We start from the raw sequence: 14,848 nt of genomic DNA on the forward strand, positions 1-14,848 counted from the left end.
CCCAGGGGGAGCACGGCGTGGACGACGATCGTCTCCACGTCAGTCCGGGGCGCTTCGAGCCGGCGACGGTCATCGAGCCGGATCGGGACGTGCCCAGCCACACGGACGCGGTGGCGCGGGACTTCTCGACGGCGGTCGGCGGCCCCGTCGGGGCGCACGCCCTCGTCGGCTTCCAGCGCTTCTTCACGCCGCTGCGCCTGATCCTGCTGGCGGCGGTGCTCTTCCTGGCGCTGGGCTGGACCACCAAGGCCGGGTGCCTGCAGCAGAAGTCCGACGGCGGTCAGCTGGTGCTCGACTGGTCGGGCAACCGGCCCTACACCGCGATGTGCTACTCGGACACGGTGCCGCTCTACGGCGCCGAGCGCCTCAACGAGGGGCTGATGCCCTACGTGACGCAGTTCTTCGACACCGATCCCACGGGCGCCCGGCAGGAGCGCTACATGGAGTACCCGGTGCTCACCGGGATGTACCAGTACGGCGCGATGAAGGTGGCCAAAGCCTGGACGGTCCTGCACGAGAAGTGGGGCGTGCCCGGGGCGATCGAGGTGGTGCTCTTCTTCACCGTCGCGGCGGTGGGTCTCGCGCTGTTCTGGCTGATCGCGGTCTGGGCGACCACGCGATTGGCCGGCGGCGCCGCCTCGCCGGACCGGCCCGCCGCACGGCGCCCCTGGGACGTCATGCTCATGGCGGCGTCGCCGCTCGTGATCGTGCACGCCTTCACCAACTTCGACGCGATCGCCGTGGCGGCGATGGCCGTGGGCATGCTGCTCTGGTCCCGCGAGAAACACGCATGGGCGGGCGTGGTCCTGGGCCTGGGCGCCGCGGCGAAGCTGTACCCGGCCTTCCTGCTGGTGGTGCTGTTCTTCCTGTGCCTACGTGCGGGACGCCTGCGCCCCTGGCTCACCACGACGGCGCTGGCGGCCGCGACCTGGGTCGCGGTGAACCTGCCGATCCTGGTCGCGGCGCCGCGCGGATGGTGGGAGTTCTTCCACCGCAACTCGATCCGCCCCGTCGACATGGACTCGATCTACGCGGTGATCAGTTCCTTCACCGGCGGCTGGGTGTTCGGCGGCGCGGGCCCGCGCGGTGGCGCCTCGTCGCTGGCCAACGCCATCACGCTGGTGCTCTTCCTCGCGGTGATCGCCGGCGTCGGCTATCTCGCGCTCAAGGCTCCCCGCCGGCCGCGGGTCGCGCAGCTCGCCTTCCTCCTGGTGGCCGGCTTCCTCCTGGTGAACAAGGTCTGGAGCCCGCAGTACTCGCTGTGGCTCGTGCCCCTGGCGGTGCTCGCGATCCCGCACACCCGGATCCTGCTGGCCTGGATGACGATCGACGCCCTGGTCTGGGTGCCGCGGATGATGTTCTTCCTCGGCATGCAGAACAAGGGGCTGCCGGAGCAGGCCTTCACCGCCACCGTCCTGCTGCGCGACCTGGCGGTGATCGGCCTGTGCGCGTTGGTGATCCGGCAGATCTACCGGCCCGACGAGGACCTGGTCCGATCGACCTTCCCGGGGCCGTACTCGCCTCCGCTCGACGATCCCGCGGGCGGCGTGCTCGACGGTGCGCCGGACTCCCCGTCGTTGCCCTCCTCACTGCGCAGCCGCAGCGCGCAGCGGGGCAGGTACCAGAGGAAGACCACGAGCAGTGCCGCCCGGCCCCAGACGCCGATCCACACGCCCCACTGAACCCACCACGTGATCGGCAGATTCGCCGCGTGCTCCGAGAAGTAGTTCCACACGGTGAGTTCGAGGCTCAGGTCGAAGAGCAGGTACGCCGCGACGAGCCGCCAGTCGACCTTGAGCAGCACGAAGAAGGGCAGGAGCCACAGCACGTACTGGGGTGAGTGCACCTTGTGGAAGAGCATGAAGGCGGCGAGGATCGCGCCGCTCACGCCGACCCACGGGTACACGCCGGTACGCCGGAAGCGCAGCCAGCCGACGACGAGGAGCGCGACGATCGAGATCACGATCAGCAGGGGGGAGAGCTTCCCGACGAGATCGTCGTACGCCTTCGGATCGTCGAAGGCCTTGAGCACGCCCCAGTACCAGATCGAGTTGGTCGACAGGTCGGCCGTGCGCAGCTCCTGGAACTTCAGCGAGGCGCGCCAGCCCTCGAAGCCGAAGACCATGAAGGGCACGTTGATCGCCACGGCCACCACCACGGCGGTCGCCGCGGTCGCCGCCGCGCCCACCCAGTCCAGCAGGCGCCAGTCGACGCGGGCGCGCCGCCCGGGACCGTCGGGCAGGACGACGGTGCCGTCCCTCCCGTGGGTGAGCACGTACAGCACCAGCGGCGCGACGAACAGGCCCGGATAGATCTTCAGGTCGAAGCCGACGGCGAGGACCGCCGCCGTCGCGATCGCCGGTATCCGGACGGAGCCGCCGGTCCGGTCGGCCCAGGCCATGATGCCGAAGCCCAGGGTCGCGGCGGCCACGACCGGCAGCTCCATGTTGTGGAAGGCGTACAGCGCGAGCGGCGGCGCGAGCGCCCACAGCGCGGCGGTGCGACCGGAGACCTTCGCCAGCACCCAGCCGGTGAGCATGCCGAAGGGCGCGAGCAGCAGCGCCATGTGCAGCAGGAACTCGGCGTCGTTGTTCGCGCCGATCGCGCCGATCCAGAACATCAGGCCGCTGAGCACCGGGTACTCGATGGCGCCGCCCTGCAGCTTGCCGTCGCCGTCGATCCACCCGGTGAGGTACGGGAAGACGTGATTGTTGACCTCGCGGCCCGTCCACAGGAACTGCAGGTCGGAGTAGCAGATCCGGCCGGGAGTCGAGGCGAAGCCCTCGGAGCGGCCGAACTCGTCGAAGGGGGCTCCGGTGCACTGCGCCTTGATCAGGTAGCCGATGACGAGGGCTGCAACGGTGAGACCGAGCACGGTCCACGCCACCCGATCTGGGCGGAAACTGGGCCGGGACATGCGCCCCACCCTATCGGCCCGGGCCGGACGGTCCGGTCGACGGTGCTGTCACGATCCGCCGGTGAGCAGCTGCAGCGGGTTCGCGTTCCACACGCCGTGGATCACCAGTAGCGGCCACATCACCCGGTAGCGCAGCCACAGGAAGCCGAGGAACAGCCCGCTCACGCCCTGGTTCGCGAGCACGTTCATCGCGTCCAGCGGGAGATCGCCCGTGCCCTGGATGGCGACGTGCCAGGACGCCCACACCACCGCCGAGAGCGCGACGGCCGCCCACGGCCCGAGCACCGCGTGCCAGCGGGTGAGCAGCCAGCGCCGGTAGAAGACCTCCTCGAGCAGCGCGTTCATGGCGAAGCCCACGAGTAGCAGGAGCACCGCATCGAGCAGCGGTATACCGGCGAGGAAGTCGCCACTGCGGTCGTCGAGCGCCAGGTACACGGCCAGGTACGCGACGACGGTGGGCGCCGGTGTCCAGCCCGCGCGCGCCGTCGGGCCCGGCCAGCGCCGGCCCCGCCGCCGGTCGAGCGCGAAGACCGCGACCGGGACCGCCAGCAGCAGCACGAGCTTGAGCACCGTGTAGTTCGGCTCCTCCGGTCCGAGGACGATCAGCGCGGCCGCGAAGGCGACTCCGCACGCCAGGAGCGCCCAGGCCTGCGGCCTCGGGTTCGACGGCGCGTCGGTCTGCACCCGGTGCGCGGGGGTCGCGAGCGCGACCAGGAGGCCGGCGGCCACGGGAGCCCACGGCTGCCACCAGGGAACGGTGTCCATCGAATCCGCGGTGTACCGCAGGCCGCGGCCGGTGACCGCCGCGACGAGCGAGGACGCGACGATCGCACCCCCGCCGAGTACCGCCACCGTCGGACCCGCCCATGCCTTCACGCCGCCCACCGTACGGCAGAGTCAGGACCCTTGTTAACGATCGTGCATCGCCGGCCGATCCCCAGGATATGAGCCGCTCCGATGCGGCACGGGAGGAGCGGACATGAGGTCGTCGATGAAGGTCGCGGGAGCGCTGGTCCTGGTGGCGGTGGCCGCGGCGGGGTGCGGGGATCGCTCGTCCTCCGGCTCGGGATCGACGGTGACGGTGACCGCCGCGCCGAGCGCCCAGCAGGGCACCGGTTCCACCGGCACGCCGCAGCCGACGCCGGCGGCACCGTCGGCGACGGTCCGCGTGAGTGTCACGGCCTTGCCGACCACCCCGGGGAGGGCCGTCCGGGTGGTGAGCGAGTCGGGGAAGACCACCTGCAACATCCGGGCCGAGCTGGTGGAGTGCCAGTCCGGCGAGTTCGGGAAGATCTACCGCGCGAAGACGGGCGAGCCCGCCTCCGGTTTCGTCTACCGCGGCGGCGACCTGAGCTGGTACTACGGCAACATGGCGGTCACCGACCCCGCCACCACGATCCGGTACGGCCACACCTACAGCGCCTTCGGCTGGACGGTGGAGGCCTCGGCGGGTAGGACGGTCTTCACCCGCGACGGTCACGGGGTGAGCGTGGACGTCGCGAACACCACCACCTTCTGAGGGCTACCGCCCGTAGACGTGCTTGAGCATCAGCCGGACCGTCGTCATGTCGCGCGCCTTGCGCTCGAAGGACAGCAGGTTCATCGGGGCCGCGAACTTCTGCGCCGCCACGGACTGCGGTCGACTGAACTCGCGGAGCCCGTCCGCACCGTGGATCCGGCCGAATCCGGAGTCGCCGAGCCCGCCGAAGGGGAGCGCCGGAACGGAGGCGAAGGAGAGGAAGGAATTGACCGCGACCGCGCCGGTGCGTAGCCGGCGGGCCAGTTCGCGGCCGCGGGCGACGTCGCGGGTCATGATCGCCGCGGAGAGCCCGTAGGTGCTGTCGTTCGCGCGCTCGATGGCCTCCTCGACCGACCTCACCCGGTTCACGACGACGGTGGGCCCGAAGGTCTCGTCGGTGACGGCCGTCGAATCCTCGGGGACGTCCACGAGCACGACGGGCTGCACGGTGGTCTCGCCCACCGATTCGCGACCGCCGACCAGCGCCCGGCCACCGCGGCGGAGCGCGTCGTCGATGTGGCTCGCGATGACCTGCAGCTGCTTGGGCATGGTCGCCGGGCCGTAGTTCGCGCCGTCGTCATCGCCGCCGCGGATGCTCTTCGAGGTCGCGACCAGCTTCTCGACGAACTCGTCGAACCTCTCGTCCACGACGTAGACGCGCTCCACGCCGGCGCAGGTCTGGCCCGCGTTGCCGAAGGCGCCGAAGGCCGCGGTGGAGACGGCGGTGTCGATGTCGGCGTCGCGGTCCACGATGAACGCGTCCTTGCCGCCGCCCTCGATGGTGACGGGGGTCAGGCTCTCCGCGCAGGCGGCCATGACGGTGCGCGCGGTGCGGGCGGAGCCGGTGAAGGCCAGTTTGTCCACGCCGGAGCGGCACAGCGCGGCGCCGGTCTCCCCGGCGCCGTGGACCACCTGCAGAACGGGCTGCCCGGGGCACGCGGCGTGCCAGGCATCGGCGATGAACTGCCCGACGGCGGGTGTCAGCTCGCTCGGTTTGAAGACGACGGCGTTGCCGGCGGCCAGCGCGTAGGTGACCGAGCCCATCGGCGTGTAGACGGGGTAGTTCCACGGGCCGATGACGCCGACCACACCGAAGGGCAGGTACTCGACGGTGGCGGCGAGGTTCGCCCCGAGCAGGCCCGCGGAGACCTTGCGGCGGCCGAGCACCTTCGCGGCGTTCTTCGCGGCCCAGTCGATGTGCACCACCGCGAGCATCACCTCGAGCAGCGCGTCGTCGGTGGGCTTGCCGGTCTCGGCGGAGACCACCCCGGCCAGTTCCTCCGCGCGGCGCGAGAGCTCCGCGCGGAAGCGCAGCAGCCAGCTCCGGCGGGCCTTGGGCTCCAGGCCGGCCCACCACTGTGCGGCCTCGCGGGCGCGGTCGACGGTCTCCGCGACGGTAGCGGCATCGGCGATGGGGAAGCGGGCCACCTCGGCGCCGGTGCGCGGGTCGGTCGAGATCAACTCGCCGGTCGCGGTCTTCGACGGTGCGGTCATGGGGTCCTCCAGGTTCGAAGCAGGTTTCTGCTCGATATGTTAGAGACTGTTCTCTCATCTGTGCTAGCTTTCGGAACATGTTCTCCACGCGCTTCACCGAGCAGTTCGGTGTCCAGTACCCGATCGTCCAGGGCGGCATGATGTGGGTCGGGCGCGCTCGGCTCGCCGCGGCAGTGTCCGAGGCCGGGGGCCTCGGCATCCTCACGGCGCTGACGCAGCCCTCGCCGCAGGACCTGCGCGAGGAGATCGCGCGCGCCCGCGAGCTCACGTCGAAGCCCTTCGGCGTCAACCTCACCGTGCTGCCCACGATCGACCCGCCGCCCTACGAGGAGTACCTGCGCGCCGCGGTCGAGTCGGGCGTGAAGATCATCGAGACGGCCGGGTCCAATCCAGCGAAGTTCCTGCCCTACTTGAAGGACAACGGCGTCAAGGTGATTCACAAGTGCACCAGCGTCCGGCACGCGCTCAAGGCCCAGGCCATCGGTGTCGACGCGGTGTCGATCGACGGCTTCGAGTGCGCCGGCCACCCCGGGGAGGACGACATCCCCGGCCTGGTCCTCATCCCCGCCGCGGCCGACGCGCTCGAGATCCCGATCCTCGCCTCGGGCGGCATCGCCGATGCGCGCGGACTCGTCGCCGCCATCGCCCTGGGTGCCGACGGCATCAACATGGGCAGCCGCTTCCTGTGCACCGTCGAGTCGCCGATCGCGCCGGAGGTCAAGGCGCAGATCGTCGAGAACTCGGAGCTGGACACGAAACTCATCTTCCGCACGCTGGGCAACACCGCCCGCGTCGCGAAGAACTCGGTCTCCGTCGAGGTGGTCGAGACCGAGGCGCAGGGCTGCGAGTTCGAGGACATCCGGCACCTGGTCGCCGGCGCCCGCGGCCGCAAGGTCTTCGAGGACGGCGACGTGGAGGCCGGCATCTGGAGCGTGGGCCTGTGCCAGGGCCTGATTCGCGACGTCCCGACCTGCGCCGCGCTCATCGAGCGCATGATCGCCGAGGGCGGCGCGATCATCGAGCGCCGCCTCGCTCCGCTCGCGAAGGTCGCGGAGGGCGTGGCGTGAGCGAGGACTTCCGGCGCGACCTCTCGGGCGGCGTCCTGACGGTGACGATCGCCCGCCCGCAGCGCATGAACGCCTTCGGTATCCGTGCAGCGTGGGAGCTCGCGCGCATCATCGAGGAGGCCGACGCCGACCCCGCGGTCCGCGTCGTGGTGGTCACCGGCGAGGGCCGGGCCTTCTCGACCGGCGCCGACCTCGCCGGCGAGGCCGCCGAGCCGCAGGAGGCGCTCGAGGCCGTGAACGCGTACATCCGCGCGATCGTCGGGGCGTCGATCCCCGTGATCGCGAAGGTGAACGGGCCGTGCGCGGGCATGGCCGTGGGCCTCGCCCTCTCCGCGGACCTGACCTTCGTCGCCGAGTCCGCCTACTTCCTGCTGCCCTTCGTGGGCATCGGGCTGCTACCCGACGCGGGCACCACCGCCCTCGTCCCCGCGGCGATCGGCCGGACCCGTGCGATGGGGATGGCGCTGCTCGGCGAGCGTCTCTACGGCCCGGAGGCGCTCGCCGCTGGGATGGTCACCGCGGTGCACCCGGCCGAGGAGCTCGACGGTGCCGTCGCCGCGGCCGCCGCGAAGCTCGCATCCGGCCCACGGGAGGCCATCGCCGCCACCAAGCGCGCCATGAACGCCGCCACCCTCGCCGGCCTCGACGATGCCCTTCGTCGCGAAACGGAGTCGCAGGTCATCCTGCTCAAGACCGACGACCACCGCGAGGGCGTGGACGCGATGCTGAACAAGCGCCCCGCCCGCTTCACCGACTGACCGCAGGGGCGGCGCGGGCGCAGTCCGAAGGCCGGGCAACATCTTTCGAAGCGCTCTGCGACGAATCCAGGGCGTTCCGTCGCAGAACGCTTCGAAAGATGTTCGGCCGCAGCCACCACGGTGAGCGGAGCCACCTGGTGCCGGCCGATTCCGTGACGGACGGCACATTGGCGGTTGGAGATATTGAATCCTGAATTCCCCTGTTCATGGCCGTGCAGGCGGCCGACTGATGCAAGGGGGATGTCATGACGTACGACTACACCGCACCGCCGACGGTGGACCGGGACCCGCAGGACCTGACCGTCCCGCTGCGCGGTGCGACCTTCGGCGAAGCGGTGAAGCGCTTCTTCCAGAACTACTTCGTCGCCGCAGGTCGCGCGTCGCAGAGCGAGTACTGGTGGGCGTTGGCCCTCGTCATGCTGATCGCGCTTGCCGCGGGTGCGCTCGCGGGGATGAGCTCGGCATTCGGTGACGGCGCCGGTGCGGGGGTGTTCCTGGTGCTGGCGGTCATCGTCATGCTCGGCCTGCTCGCCGTCGCTTTCGGGACGATCGGTTTGACGATTCGGCGCCTGCACGATGCCAACCAGTCAGGGTGGTGGTATCTCGCGCTGTTCATCGTGAATCTGATCCCCGTGGTCGGCCTCCTCAGCATCGTCGGCGCCATCGTGATCGGCGTGCTGAAGAATGATCCCGCGGGCGCTCGCTTCGACGCGCAGCCGTAGCCGAAGGCCGGGCGGTACTACCGCTCCCCCGCGAAGGGCCCGGCACCGTCGGATGACGGTGCCGGGCCCTCGGCGTACTACGGCCTGCGACTCAGTGAGTCCTACTCGTAGGTCTCGCCGGCCTCGGCCTTGGCGACCAGCGAGGCGGGCGGGGTGAACTGCTCGCCGTACTTGGTCAGCTCGCGGGCGCGGGCGACGAAGGCCTTCGGACCCACGGTGCCGTCGGCGCCCTCGTAGCCGTTGATGAACTGCAACACGCCACCGGTCCACGCGGGGAAACCGATGCCGAAGATCGAGCCGATGTTGGCGTCGGCGACGGAGTCCATGACGCCCTCGTCGAAGCAGCGCACGGTCTCGAGCGACTCGGCGAAGAGCATCCGGTCGATCATGTCCTGCAGCGGGATGTCGTTACCGCCGGGGAACAGATCCTTCAGGCCGGGCCAGAGGCCGGTGCGCTTGCCGTCCACGTAGTCGTAGAAGCCGGCGCCGTCCTTGCGGCCGGTGCGGCCCGCGTCGACCATCGCGTCGACCACGGCGTCGCTGCCGTGCACGGGCAGCGGGTTGCCGGCGGCCTCGGCGGCGGCGCGGGTCTCCTTGCGGATCTTCTGCGGCAGCGTCAGGGTCAGCTCGTCCATCAGCTGCAGCGGCGCGGCCGGGTAGCCGGCCTGCTGGCCCGCCTGCTCGATGAGCACCGGGTTCACGCCCTCGCCGACGGCCGCGATGGCCTCGTTGACGAAGGTGCCGATCACGCGGGAGGTGAAGAAGCCGCGCGAGTCGTTGACCACGATCGGGGTCTTCTTGATCTGCAGGGTGTAGTCGATGACCTTCGCCAGCACCGCATCCGAGGTCTTGGCGCCGCGGATGATCTCCACCAGCGGCATCTTGTCGACCGGCGAGAAGAAGTGGATGCCGATGAAGTCCTCGGAGCGCTTGACGCCCTCGGCGAGGATGGTGATCGGCAGCGTCGAGGTGTTCGAGCCGAGGATGGCGTCGGGCTCGACGATGTCCTCGATCTCCTGGAAGACCTTGTGCTTGACCTCGACCGACTCGAAGGCGGCCTCGATCACCAGGTCCACGCCGGCGAAATCGGCGGCGTCGACGGTGGGCGTGATGCGGGCGAGCAGCTCCGCCGACTTCTCGGCGGTGGTGCGGCCCTTGGCCAGCGCCTTCTCCTCGAGCTTCTCGGAGTAGGCCTTGCCGCGCTTGGCGGCCTCGATGTCGATGTCCTTGAGGACGACCTCGATGCCGGCCTTGGCGGAGACGTAGGCGATGGCGGCGCCCATCATGCCGGCGCCGATGACGCCGACCTTCTTGGCGGTGTACTTGTCGTACCCGTCGGGGCGCGAGCCGCCGCCGTTGATCGTCTGCAGGTCGAAGAAGAAGGCCTTGATCATGTTCTTCGACACCTGGCCGGTCGCCAGCGAGACGAAGTAGCGGCCCTCGATCACGGAGGCGGTGTCGAAGTCCACCATCGCGCCCTCGACCGCGGCGGCCATGATGGCGCGCGGCGCGGGCATCGGGGCGCCCTTGAGCTGCTTGCGCAGATTCGCGGGGAAGGCGGGGAGGTTCGCGGCGATCGCGGGCGAGCTCGGGGAGCCGCCGGGGATCTTGTAACCCTTGACGTCCCAGGGCTGCACGCCGCCCTCGGGGTTGGCCTTGATCCACGCCTTCGCAGCCGGGATCAGCTCCTCGACGGTGCCCACGACCTCGTGGACCAGGCCCACGTCCTTCGCCTTCGCAGGCTTCATCCGGGGGCCCTGCAGCAGCACGCCCATGAGCGCGCCCTGCAAGCCGAGCAGCCGCACGGTGCGGGTCACGCCGCCGCCGCCGGGGAGCAGGCCCAGAGTGACCTCGGGCAGGCCGATCTGCGAGCCGCGCGCGTCCGCCGCGATGCGGTGGTGCGTGGCGAGGGCGATCTCGAGGCCGCCGCCCAGGGCGGCGCCGTTGATCGCGGCGACGACGGGCTTGCCGAGGGTCTCGAGGCGACGAAGCTGCGCCTTCATCGACTCGACGTTGTCGAAGACCTGCTGCGCGTCGGCCTTCGTGGCCTGGCGGATCAGGGTCAGGTTGCCGCCGGCGAAGAAGGTCTTCTTCGCGGAGGTGAGCACGACGCCCGTGATGGAGTCCTTCTCGGCCTCCAGACGGTCGATGGTCGCGGCCATCGACTCGCGGTACAGGTCGTTCATGGTGTTCGCGGAGCTGGTGGGGTCGTCCATCGTCAGGGTGACGATGCCGTCGGCGTCCTGCTCCCAGCGGATCATGTTCTCAGCCATGTCTATTGTGTCTCTCCGTAGTCTTTCCGGCCGGTCAGAGGCGCTCGATGATGGTGGCGATGCCCATGCCGCCGCCGACGCACAGGGTCATCAGGCCGTAGCGGCCGCCGGTGCGCTCGAGGTTGTCGAGCACCGTCGAGACCAGCATCGCGCCGGTCGCGCCGAGCGGGTGGCCGAGCGCGATGGCGCCGCCGAGCGGGTTCACCTGCTCGCGCTCGAGCTTCATGTCCTTCATCCACCGCAGCACGACGGACGCGAAGGCCTCGTTGAGCTCCCAGTGGTCGATCTGCTCCTTGCTCAGCCCGGCGGCGGCGAGAACCTTCTCGGTGGCCGGCGTGGGGCCGGTGAGCATGATGGTGGGCTCCGAGCCCGTGACCGCGGTGGCGACGATGCGGCCGCGCGGGGTCAGGCCGGCCTTCTGGCCGCCCTTCTCGTTGCCGATCAGCAGCAGCGCGGCACCGTCGACGATGCCCGAGCTGTTGCCGCCCGTGTGGACGTGGTTGATCTTCGGGACGGTGTAGTACTTCTGCAGCGCGACGGCGTCGAAGCCGCCCATCTCGCCGATGCCGTCGAAGGCCGGGCGCAGCTTGCCGAGGCCCTCGAGCGTGGTGCCGGGGCGACGGTGCTCGTCGTTGTCGAGCACCGTCAGGCCGTTGATGTCCTTGACGGGCACGACGGACTTGGCGAACCAGCCGTTGTCCCACGCGGCGGCGGCGTTGGCCTGCGACTGCACGGCGTACTGGTCGACGTCCTCGCGGGTGTAGCCGTCGATCGACGCGATCAGGTCGGCGCCGATGCCCTGCGGCACGAAGTAGGTGTCGTAGTTGGTGGTGACGTCCTGGTGCATCGCACCACCGTCGGAGCCGAGGGGCACGCGCGACATCGACTCGACGCCGCCCGCGAGGACGAGGTCGTCGCCGAGGCCTGCCGCGACCTTCTGGGCCGCCATGTTGGTGGCCTCGAGGCCCGAGGCGCAGAACCGGTTGATCTGCACGCCGGCGACGGTCTCGGGCAGGCCCGCGACGGTGGCGGCGGTGCGGGCGATGTCGCCGCCCTGCTCACCGACGGGGGAGACCACGCCGAGCACGATGTCGTCGATCGCGGCGGGGTCCATGCTGGGGAAACGGGTCTTGAGCTCGTCGATCAGGCCGACCACCAGGTCCAGTGGCTTGGTCGCGTGCAGCGCTCCGCCGCGCTGCTTGCCGCGCGGCGTGCGGATCGCCTCGTAGATGAATGCTTCGGGCACGGTCTTCCTTCCATCGGGTGCTGTCTCGGGGAATGTCACAAGTGAATCACTATTCTTTAACTTTGCGCGATTCGGCTCCCGTCGAACATGTTCTAGAACACAATCGCATACATGACGTCTCTTGAGAACATCGCCTGGTTCCCCCGGTCCGAGGAACCGCGCAGCTCGCAGCGCAACACCTGGAACAACAGCGTCCGCAACCACGCCGTCATGCGCGGTCGGCAGGCGGCCCTGCGCTACCTCGACAAGGAGGTCACCTGGGCGGGTCTGGCGGAGCGGGTGGGCGCCTTCGCCGGTGCGCTCGCGGAGCGGGGGATCGCGGCCGGGGACCGGGTGCTCATCCTGGGCCTGAACCGCATCGAGTACGTCGAGGCCGCGCTCGGCGTCACCGCGCTCGGCGCGATCGCGGTGCCGGTCAACTTCCGCATGGCGCCGCCCGAGGTGGCCTACCTGGTGCAGGACACGATGTGCAGTGCCGTGATCTACGAGGCGCCCTTCGATCCGCTGGTCGCGGGCGTCGCCGCGACGGGGGCCGATTTCGGCCTGCGCATCCGGTTCGACGGTGCCGACGAGGCCGCCGGCGCCCTGGGTTACGAGGATCTGGTCGGGGAGGGCCGGCCGGACCCGCACGTCGACGTGCCGGAGGACTCCCCGGCGCTGATCATGTACACCTCGGGCACCACGGGCCGCCCCAAGGGTGCGGTCCTCACCCACGTCAACATGGCGGCGCAGGGCTGGAACAACCTGGTCGCGCCCGGTGTCGTCGACCCCGACGCCGTGGGCGCCGTGGCCGTCCCGCTGTTCCACATCGCAGGCTTCGGCGTGCTCGCCACCGCGTTCCTGCAGGGCCTGACCTCGGTCGTCTTCCCGCTCGGCGCCTTCGACCCGGCGCAGACGCTCGACGCCCTGGAGCGCGAGGGCATCACCAGCATGTTCATGGTCCCCATGCAGTGGCAGCTCGCGGTGAACGAGCAGAAGGTGCGCCCGCGCACGCTCAAGCTCAAGTTCGTCTGGTGGGGCGCCGCCCCCGCGAGCGAGATCCTCCTGCGTGAGCTCGCCGCGACCTTCCCGGACGCCGAGATCTGCGCGGTCTTCGGCCAGACCGAGATGTCGCCCGTCACCTGCGCCCTCTCCGGCGCCGACACGCTCCGCAAGTTCGGCTCCGTCGGCAAGGTGGTCCGCACCGTCGCCGCCCGGGTGATCGACTCGGAGGGCAACGACGTTCCGCGCGGCGAGGTGGGCGAGATCGTCTACCGCGGGCCCAACATGATGTCGGGCTACTGGAACAACCTCGAGGCCACGCGGGAGGCCTTCCACGGCGGCTGGTTCCACTCCGGTGACCTGGTGCGCATGGACGACGAGGGATTCGTCTACGTGATCGACCGCGCGAAGGACATGATCATCTCGGGCGGCGAGAACATCTACTCGGTCGAGGTCGAGAACGCCGTCGCGGCGCATCCCGATGTCACCGAGGTGGCGGTGATCGGCCGGCCGGACGAGAAGTGGGGCGAGGCGGTGGTCGCCGTCGTGCAGCTGCGCGAGGGCGCGGCGCTCACCGTGGAGGCGCTCTCGGAGTTCCTCAACGACCACATCGCCCGGTACAAGCACCCGCGCGACGTGATCGTGATCGACGCGCTGCCGCGCAACCCCACGGGCAAGGTCACCAAGCCCGTCCTGCGCCAGCAGTTCGGCTGATCCCGGGCGGTCCTCGCCCCGCGGTGGATCGTGTTCGCCCAGCGGGCACGATCCACCACACGCCGGTCACGGCGGGCGGCACCCGGGCAGCAGGCCGCGCGGCACCGAGGGCGCCCTCCCCGCGGGCCCGCCCGTCGATCGGCGACGAAGCCCGCCGTCAGACGAGCGGTCGGCCGAGCCTTGAGCGCAGGCGCAGGTCGGCGAGCAGCAGGCGGTAGGGCAGGCGGCGCAGCGCGAGCGGGACGAATCCGTTCGCGAACGCGACCGCGCGCCAGAACCGGTCGAACCGGCGCTGGTCGCGGGCGGTCCATTCGATCTCCATCGCCTCCCGGAAGCGCGGCGCGAGGAAGCCCGCGGTCAGGAACCGGTTGAAGGCCTTGAGCGGTGCCGGGAGGCTGCCGACGAAGGTGAGATCGACCAGCTGCCGCAGGTACGCGCGGGTTGTCTCATCGGGGGTGATCTTCTGCCGGCAGAGCTGTACCCACGTGGCGTCGAACTCCTCAGGGGTGGCCGGCCACAGCTCGGCGGGCACTTGCAGCGTGGTGCCGAGGGGTGCGGAGTCGCGGTAGAACAGCGCCCGCTGCTCGCGGTCCATCCTGCCGTGCAGAAGTTGGTGGGTGTCCTCGAAGCCCACGTAGAGGCACATCGCGACCCACAACTGCAGCCCGCGGTCCATCGCGTTGTACTTGACCGGACTGGCGGCGGTGCTGCGGACCTGACGGTGCGCGGTGTTCACGGCCTCGCGGTAGCGCTCCTTGTCGGCCGGCGTGCCGAGGACCGCGACCGCGAGGTACGAGATCGTGGTGCGGGTGCGCTTGACCGGGTGCTTGTACAGCGCACCGGATTCGACGGGCGACTCCATCACGCCGTACGCCACCGGCCGGTTCAGAAGCTGCATGACCACGTTGGCGGCGCCCTCTGCGAGGGAGGCGATGTCCATGGATTCCGCCATCGTGGCGAGCACGTGCGCCGGCCGCTGCGGCGCGGCGATCGCGATCCGATAGCCGTCGCCGACGGGGTCCACGACGCGCTCGGGCGGCGACGACGGTGCGGTGCCGACCGCCGCGGGGCCCGGGGCTTTCGGCTCGGCGCTCGTGGTCATGCGGGTTCCTCTCGGTCGTTTCACCGATCCGGTGTGTGAACGTTCACTTACTTAT

General features: G+C 70.3%; 11 protein-coding genes and 1 pseudogene. 6 read left to right on the plus strand and 6 right to left on the minus strand.

All coding sequences use genetic code 11. From position 1 onward, the window contains the following. Nucleotides 1-71 precede the first annotated feature (71 nt). On the plus strand, nucleotides 72-1,682 hold the full coding sequence (locus FK268_RS20295; RefSeq protein WP_231707187.1) for a glycosyltransferase family 87 protein: 1,611 nt from the start codon (nucleotides 72-74) through the stop codon (nucleotides 1,680-1,682). Nucleotides 1,683-1,831: 149 nt separating this feature from the next. Here the strand turns inward: FK268_RS20295 and FK268_RS25285 are convergent. Both FK268_RS25285 and FK268_RS20305 read right to left on the minus strand, forming a co-directional pair. Further along, nucleotides 1,832-2,917, minus strand: a pseudogene (locus tag FK268_RS25285) (glycosyltransferase family protein); the annotation flags it as partial. A gap of 48 nt (nucleotides 2,918-2,965) precedes the next feature. Further along, nucleotides 2,966-3,793, minus strand: coding sequence for a CPBP family intramembrane glutamic endopeptidase (locus tag FK268_RS20305; RefSeq protein ID WP_231707183.1), 828 nt, complete (start codon nucleotides 3,791-3,793; stop codon nucleotides 2,966-2,968). A gap of 103 nt (nucleotides 3,794-3,896) precedes the next feature. Between FK268_RS20305 and FK268_RS20310 the strand changes: the two genes are divergently transcribed. Next, nucleotides 3,897-4,436: a hypothetical protein gene (locus FK268_RS20310; protein WP_146437280.1), complete on the plus strand. Its 540-nt coding sequence runs from the start codon at nucleotides 3,897-3,899 to the stop codon at nucleotides 4,434-4,436. Between the two features lie 3 nt (nucleotides 4,437-4,439). Here FK268_RS20310 and FK268_RS20315 read toward each other — a convergent pair whose 3' ends face one another. Further along, a complete protein-coding gene (locus FK268_RS20315; RefSeq protein WP_146437281.1) occupies nucleotides 4,440-5,930 on the minus strand; it encodes an aldehyde dehydrogenase family protein in 1,491 nt (496 codons plus the stop codon). A gap of 77 nt (nucleotides 5,931-6,007) precedes the next feature. Here FK268_RS20315 and FK268_RS20320 point away from each other — a divergent pair, with 77 nt between their 5' ends. The 3 genes from FK268_RS20320 (at nucleotide 6,008) to FK268_RS20330 (ending at nucleotide 8,477) form a co-directional block, all read left to right on the plus strand. Then, complete coding sequence (locus tag FK268_RS20320) at nucleotides 6,008-6,997, plus strand: NAD(P)H-dependent flavin oxidoreductase (protein ID WP_146437282.1); 990 nt, start codon at nucleotides 6,008-6,010, stop codon at nucleotides 6,995-6,997. Next, nucleotides 6,994-7,755 carry an enoyl-CoA hydratase-related protein gene (locus FK268_RS20325; RefSeq protein WP_231707184.1) on the plus strand — a complete coding sequence of 254 codons (762 nt, stop codon included), beginning with the start codon at nucleotides 6,994-6,996 and terminating at the stop codon, nucleotides 7,753-7,755. Before FK268_RS20320 ends, FK268_RS20325 begins: the two co-directional genes overlap by 4 nt. Nucleotides 7,756-8,000: 245 nt before the next feature. Next, nucleotides 8,001-8,477 carry a DUF805 domain-containing protein gene (locus FK268_RS20330; RefSeq protein WP_146437283.1) on the plus strand — a complete coding sequence of 159 codons (477 nt, stop codon included), beginning with the start codon at nucleotides 8,001-8,003 and terminating at the stop codon, nucleotides 8,475-8,477. A 101-nt stretch (nucleotides 8,478-8,578) separates the two neighbouring features. Here the strand turns inward: FK268_RS20330 and FK268_RS20335 are convergent, their stop codons facing one another. Beyond that, entirely contained in the window at nucleotides 8,579-10,750 is a 2,172-nt protein-coding gene (locus tag FK268_RS20335; RefSeq protein ID WP_146437284.1) for a 3-hydroxyacyl-CoA dehydrogenase NAD-binding domain-containing protein, read from the minus strand. A 34-nt stretch (nucleotides 10,751-10,784) separates the two neighbouring features. Further along, a complete protein-coding gene (locus tag FK268_RS20340; protein ID WP_146437285.1) occupies nucleotides 10,785-11,996 on the minus strand; it encodes an acetyl-CoA C-acetyltransferase in 1,212 nt (403 codons plus the stop codon). 111 nt (nucleotides 11,997-12,107) lie between these two features. On the opposite strand from FK268_RS20340, the gene FK268_RS20345 reads away from it, so the two are divergent. After that, the gene (locus tag FK268_RS20345; protein WP_146437286.1) at nucleotides 12,108-13,691 is read left to right on the plus strand and encodes an AMP-binding protein; all 1,584 of its coding nucleotides are present in this window, start codon (nucleotides 12,108-12,110) and stop codon (nucleotides 13,689-13,691) included. Nucleotides 13,692-13,848: 157 nt separating this feature from the next. Here the strand turns inward: FK268_RS20345 and FK268_RS20350 are convergent, their stop codons facing one another. Continuing rightward, complete coding sequence (locus FK268_RS20350; RefSeq protein ID WP_146437287.1) at nucleotides 13,849-14,793, minus strand: oxygenase MpaB family protein; 945 nt, start codon at nucleotides 14,791-14,793, stop codon at nucleotides 13,849-13,851. Nucleotides 14,794-14,848 lie beyond the last annotated feature (55 nt).

Source organism: Tsukamurella sputi, assembly GCF_007858445.1.
GTDB classification, from domain to species: domain Bacteria; phylum Actinomycetota; class Actinomycetes; order Mycobacteriales; family Mycobacteriaceae; genus Tsukamurella; species Tsukamurella sputi.